This is a genomic window from Paenibacillus sp. 01T442 (assembly GCF_056398345.1).
The window spans coordinates 1-6,267 of sequence record NZ_JBFTPF010000145.1 but is presented as its reverse complement, the minus strand read 5'-3'; the positions used below and the strand labels follow the sequence as shown (position 1 = coordinate 6,267).

Below are 6,267 nucleotides of genomic sequence, written 5' to 3'. Positions count from 1 at the left end.
CACCGCAAGTAGGAATTTAATGGGATGGTTTCAGTAGACATGGTTACATCATTCCCATCCTTGGATACAGAGTTGGACTCGGGTTGAGTCCCTGCCTTTCCTACTAAGTAGCAGTTATAGCAGAACAAGTCGCACTTCCTCGTTACTCAAGGATATAGACTGTTAGGCTATCCTAGTAGCTTGCACTGTGGCATCCATTGATGTCCCCACGTTCCTACCTGATCGGTGCAATTCACGCTTGGAAAACAATCGTTCTTTTCAGTTAGACTTGGGGCTATTCCTCCACTCCCATTACAGGAGTTTCACCAGTCGTGCCCCTGCCCTCACAAGGATGAATGTATTTCGGGATGTGCCTTATAACAACCGTTTTGGGTAACAGCCCTTGTTGCAACGTCCCTTGCTTTCCAAGTCCCTTACATCCTAGCTATTCTTTCTAGACTTAGGTGCTTCCTCTAAGCCTGTGAGACCAATGCCACCATTGTTCGGCATAGCGTATTTCATAGAAGAAATTCTTACTTTACGCCGCTCACCCCATCGTTTGATGGTGCATATGTTTCCATATGCTCTAACTTTAGACCTGTACATTCGGAAGTTCGTCAGTTCAGTCTGTTTGAACATTCTCACCATATCTAGTTTTTCAGCCGCGCGACATATCCGGTGGCATACCTTTTTCTAATCGAATGGCTACAGCCTTCGTTCTGCCGAATCTACCTGTACTTCATACCTCATATTCTGTTAAACATGACGCACGCAGGAGTATTGGCGGAATGGTTTCGGGATACATGGTTCCGTCATTCCCATCCTCGGTTGTAAAGTTAAGATTACTGCTGTAATCTTCTGCTTTTCGCACTGTTTGGTGCTTATAGCAGAACTTGTCGTACTTCTTCGTTAGTTAAGTAACCACATACAAAAAAGTTAATTTACTTATGCCGTTGTAAACCAGAAGTAGAGATATTATTTTTCAGGGGTTACTCCAAAAACTTTAAACCAATTCCATTCGTCGAAAAGACAAAAAATACTTACGCTGTTTTCAATAAGGATTTTAGTATCAATGTCAAAATCATTATCATGTTCGATTAATTCCTTAATGACTTTCGTTGGCGCATATTCCTCAAAGATTGCTCCGTCATTAGATATTATTACGTTATCCCTAAATATGTTAAGCCTGTTTTCTAATATCCACTGTTTTTTCTTGCACCAATACACAGCATCTTCTTCGTACTCCATCCTTTCTAATAAGTAGAGAAGTGCTTCTAAATCAGATGCCACAACCGACTTATCTAACAGTAATAAAAAAGAACTTTCTTCTCTTTGAGGAACTGTGTGCTTATAAAGTGCAGAAACTTATCAAGATCTTTAATTTTATCGATATTCATTAAGCACTCTAATACTTCTTCGCTCTTCATTGGAACACCTCACATTTTAGATAAGTTCCCAACAATACCATACCCAAATACTAAGTAATGCTGCCAGTTAGTTCAGCAAACGGAAAAGGAGCAGCCACGAAGCATGCTCCTCAACTATAGTTTGGCGTTAGTTTAATTCACTAACTGATTTATCTTCAGAATAATAAAGATAGCCTTCTTTTTTTGCGAAACTCCATAGATGATTAAATAGTTCCGATAAAGAATCATTATGATGTCTCCAGCTTTCGTTATAAGCTAATATCTTCTCAGGTGCAATTTGATTTTCTTTCCAAACCGTTCCCTTTGTATTGACGTTCTGAGCAAAAGCCTGCATTTTGTCTATTGTCTTAACGAATTGTGATTCTAGTGTCTCTCCTGATTCAAACTCATCCCATAACTCATTGAATTCGCTTCTAAAGTCTTCTGGGAGCTGTGCAAACAGAATCTCAGCAGCTTCATCCTCTCTTACCTTCTTCCCAACACGTGCTTTAATATCATGGGTGAATGTATCACCAGCATAAATCTCAACTAAATCGTGAATTAGAATCAATTTCAAAGTTTTTTCTAAGTTAACTTCATAACCAATTTCCTTATGTAACAAAAGAGCAAACATACACATGTGCCAGGTATGTTCTGCATCATTTTCACGCCGTGCCGTATTCGATACATAGGTTTTACGTTCAATAGTTTTAAACTTATCTAATACTGAAAGAAAATCAATTAACTGAGTAATACGGGTAAACATTAAAATTTCTCCCCCTCAATAAAAACATATTATTATCTTTTTGTATTACGCTATCGTTACCCGTCTAGCTTAATAAAGATTGACAGAGCCAGCCTTACTATAATGAATCCTACATTACAAAGTAAAACAAGCCAGTTAATAATAAAGCAACCATAGGTCCTATTACGAAGAATGCAATAATCTTCATTGGGGTTGACAACCCTTTGGGTTCATTTAAAATATCAAGTTTTTCATTTATCTTCTTTAGTTCTTTTAGTATTTCTTCACTCAACTCATCTGACAAAATTATCCCCCCAAATTATCACACACATCTATAAATTCTGTATGTTATTTATCATTATCCTGCCCGTTAGATGAGCGAAAGGCTGCCGATCGTCCGGCAGCATCCCATTGTTGTGTATTGAACAAACGTTCTCTCGTTAGCGCAATGAGGGACAATTCCTATCTGGTACTCGTCTTCGTAAATAAGTATACCGGGAAGATCTTTAGAGATGGATTTAATTATCTCGATGTTATACTTCTCGGCAATATTAAAGAATGACTCCAATTGGGTTATCATAATTGGTGCATTGTTTCCATCTTTAAACCATGTTACTGCATTACTGAATTGTTATCATTGTAGAAGTGCGGATTGGGCAGATTCTGTTCGAACCATTCTTTTGTGTCTAGGTAAAGTTTTCTATCACTTTCTGAAAGCTTATCGTCACGATATAAGTGATAAATAACAACAAAAATGCCATAAGGTTGTTTAATCTTAGGACTAGTATAATTACCATGATATCTAATGTACAAAAGTCTCAACTCCTTAATTTACGTGGTACGTAAATAAAAAACGTGTTTGACCTAAACATAATGATAATTTAGGCAAACTCAATCAGTTTCTTGTCTATCTCGCTAATCTTTCCAATTTCCGATATGCCATCCCATAAAATAATGCGCGTAGCTTCATCATTCTCAACAAAATCATCAAGTTGACTTAGTTGACCTGAAAACAAAGCTCCATACTMTGTCCTTTCAGGGCCATGGAAACTTGGTTGAAGTCTAAATTTCATTAAACCTTTGAAGTAAACTTCATCGATTTTTTGATTGGTTTCCTCAAATAATTCCCTAATTACGCATTGCTTAGCAGTTTCTCCATCTTCAATAATACCTCCAGGCAATTCCCAGCTATTTCTCCACTTATTATGCATGAATAGGTACTTCCCTTGGTAATCCACTACAATTAGTGCATGTGTTAGTGGTGAATCGAGTTCGGTAACAACTAGTTGATTCTCTGCTATTTCTAAGAATTCTAAGAAAATGTTTCCTTTCGCATCTGTCATTATTGCCATTTCTTTAACCCTCCATTTTCTTATGTGCTGAAACAAAAAAACGCGCAGGACCCATGGGGCCTGCGCGTTGTATATCGCAGGATGGGAAGCGCGAAGAGCGTTAACCCATCCCAAATCTTTAGGAATGTGTTAACGCCTCTCATGATGATAAGGTTGTTTAAAAATCAAATTATACATTTAATTACCCCATTTCACCAACATTATGGTAATAATACCCATAATGTTTTAATGCGTCAAGACTTAAATTATTCTGCCAACTGACAGCTGCAGCATATTGCATGCCGCTGTCGTGTTTGAACTAACGTTACTTCAATAGGCCGCCAATAAATATCGGCAGCCTGGAGTGATGAAACTATAGTTCTTCCGTTAGTTGAATACTCATCTATGTATTAATCTTTCTGTCGTTTCTCAATTTTCAAATTATAATTCTATCGTGTTAAAAAGAAATGGTTTACCACTTAAGTAATTTCTTATTATCGCTTGAGCATAAGGCTGTTCTTCCTTAAGTCCCGCTGTTTCCCTCGGGTCAGGAGCATGGTGACAATAATTTTCGATCATTACCATAACGGTAAAACCCTCCAACGTGGGAAGCCAGTCTCCTTTAAGTTCTTTAATGCTCTCATAGCCTTTAATAATAACTTTCCTTTGCACTGGATAAACCCCTAAAATGGTATGTGCTATGTCATAAAGTAAATAACCATATCCACACCTTCCAAAATCAATTGGGCGAGGCTCTCCATTTTGAAATACAATGTTACCTTGGTGCAGATCACCATGTATTAATCCATAGTCATCTTCATTCTTCTCAAGTTTGTTAATCCAAGATAGAATCTTTTCAGCCGCTGCTTGATACAACTTGAATTCCGCATCTGATAAGAACCGATTGTAATGTCGAGATAGACGAGTCATAGCGAGCCTGAAGCTTTGCTCACCCCAAACAGGACGTCCGAAATTAGGAGTCAGCTCGACATCATTTGATGCTTCATGTAGCTTTKCCAGGAGAATTCCCTCTCCACGGAGTTGGTCATCAGTCAGTCCATTACTCGGATGCTCACCCTCAACCCATTGCATCAATGAAGCACAACCTAGGATTTTATTCTCCAGTTGTATGCTTACGGTCTTTGATCCAGTCCGGTCCAAAATCCCCTTTGGTATTGTAATGTCGATTTTCTCACTCAAAATATCAAGCCACTCAAGCTCAGAATTGATTTCTTCTCTGTTCACTTTAGAGTGAATGCGGAGTAAAAAAGATTCCTTCTTGCTTGTTTCTATTACAAAAGTACATGTCTCGGATAGTTGGTTGAACCGAATTTGTTCCCAATCCAAATCGTAATTTTGAAGGGCAATCAAAGCTGCCAGTTTGGACTCCGAAAGTACCCTCTTGATTTCATTATCCGATTCCATGCTCATGAAAATCCCCCTAGTAAATTCCATTCCTTCGTCTATAATAATAATTGACCAGTACATATACGTTTATAATTTTCCATTAAAGTTGAACTATCCCGTTAATTCAAAAGACAAAGGCAGATGATCTTTGATTGAACTAACATTCCCAACTAGCGTAGTGATCCCAAAAGATTTCGAGTTTATGTCGATTTATAAAAACACAAGTTATGTATTCAAGGAATCATTAATATAAAGTGACTTCCAATATTCCCACGCTTTTATGTAATCTTTCAAGTCATTTGGATGGAATTGTATACAGATACCAATACGGCAATATAGTTGAAAGATTACTTCTTCAATAAGTCTTGATTTCTCCACAGGTTCATGATTGAGTAAAGTGAATGTTGCAATTAAAGTTTCTAGGTTCAAATCGTCTGGTGAGGAGCAGAATGCATAAGTAAAATCATATAGCATTGGACCAATCATTGGTGAAGGATCGATTACACCATTTAGTGATTGTTCATGAAATACAAAGTTATGGATCCCAGTATCTCCATGTAGCAAATATCTGGATTCATGCTCTGCACACTTCGATATGTTTTCAACAATTGATTTAACTCTTTCATAATCCTCAACTGTCAAAAGACTACCCCAATTATCTCTCGTATCCTCCAAGCTCCGATAATTCCATTCACTCCAAGTCGGTCTTTGTATCCTTCCCCACATTTCAGTTTGAAGAGGCTTTTCGTATTGATTGAATAACTCTTCAGCTAAAATAGTCAGCCAATTAATCTTTAAACCACGATTTTTATGAGTTGTACCAGTAATATATGAATACACAATAAACGTCTTTTCAGGATCAGTATAAAGAATCTTAGGTAGAAGACTAATGTGGTGATATGTATTAAGAAAGTCTTCAGCTAAGATAATTTGTTGCGGATGGTCTATCTTTAAAACGTATTTTTCTTCGTTGTTCTCTGAAAGAATATATACATGCCCATCAGTAGATCCAGTCTTATTATTTATCGCAATAATGTTTTTACCAATTAATCTTTTTTCATATAGGTTTTTGATGATAACGTTAATATTTACGTTTTCTAACATGAATACATTCTCCTTTAAAGCTCGACTAAAATCCATATTTTGTTAACTACAATAATATGGTTGTTCTGGAGGGGATTCAAGATAAAATTAAGTTTAAATCAACTATCCTGCCCAATACTTGAATGTTTGTAGCTGGCTTCCACCACGCATAACTGCCCTTCCCTCGGTTTTAAGGGTTTATCTCACTTTTACTCACTCATTCGCAGGATTCCGTTTCCCTGGATAACAGTTGTCGTTCTGAAAGTAAGCTTATTAAACTCCGTCGTTCCAATTTTGGACATGCGGGAACAGAAGA

At 37.3% G+C, this 6,267-nt stretch carries 6 protein-coding genes; all 6 read right to left on the bottom strand.

Going from position 1 to position 6,267, the window contains the following annotated elements:
- Window positions 1–954: 954 nt before the first annotated feature.
- The 6 genes from AC1DLM_RS34375 to AC1DLM_RS34350 all read right to left on the bottom strand — a co-directional run bounded on the left by AC1DLM_RS34375 (window position 955) and on the right by AC1DLM_RS34350 (window position 5,972).
- Window positions 955–1,269 (bottom strand): hypothetical protein, encoded by a 315-nt coding sequence (locus AC1DLM_RS34375; protein ID WP_477572501.1) that lies wholly within the window; start codon window positions 1,267–1,269, stop codon window positions 955–957.
- Between the two features lie 264 nt (window positions 1,270–1,533).
- Entirely contained in the window at window positions 1,534–2,151 is a 618-nt protein-coding gene (locus tag AC1DLM_RS34370) for an HD domain-containing protein (protein WP_441992621.1), read from the bottom strand.
- A gap of 109 nt (window positions 2,152–2,260) precedes the next feature.
- Window positions 2,261–2,434 carry a hypothetical protein gene (locus AC1DLM_RS34365; protein WP_441992620.1) on the bottom strand — a complete coding sequence of 58 codons (174 nt, stop codon included), beginning with the start codon at window positions 2,432–2,434 and terminating at the stop codon, window positions 2,261–2,263.
- Between the two features lie 577 nt (window positions 2,435–3,011).
- Window positions 3,012–3,482, bottom strand: a complete 471-nt coding sequence (locus tag AC1DLM_RS34360) for an NUDIX domain-containing protein (protein ID WP_477572500.1) — start codon at window positions 3,480–3,482, stop codon at window positions 3,012–3,014.
- A 420-nt stretch (window positions 3,483–3,902) separates the two neighbouring features.
- A complete protein-coding gene (locus AC1DLM_RS34355) occupies window positions 3,903–4,892 on the bottom strand; it encodes a phosphotransferase enzyme family protein (RefSeq protein WP_477572499.1) in 990 nt (329 codons plus the stop codon).
- Window positions 4,893–5,093: 201 nt separating this feature from the next.
- A complete protein-coding gene (locus AC1DLM_RS34350) occupies window positions 5,094–5,972 on the bottom strand; it encodes a phosphotransferase (RefSeq protein ID WP_441992617.1) in 879 nt (292 codons plus the stop codon).
- Window positions 5,973–6,267: the final 295 nt, after the last annotated feature.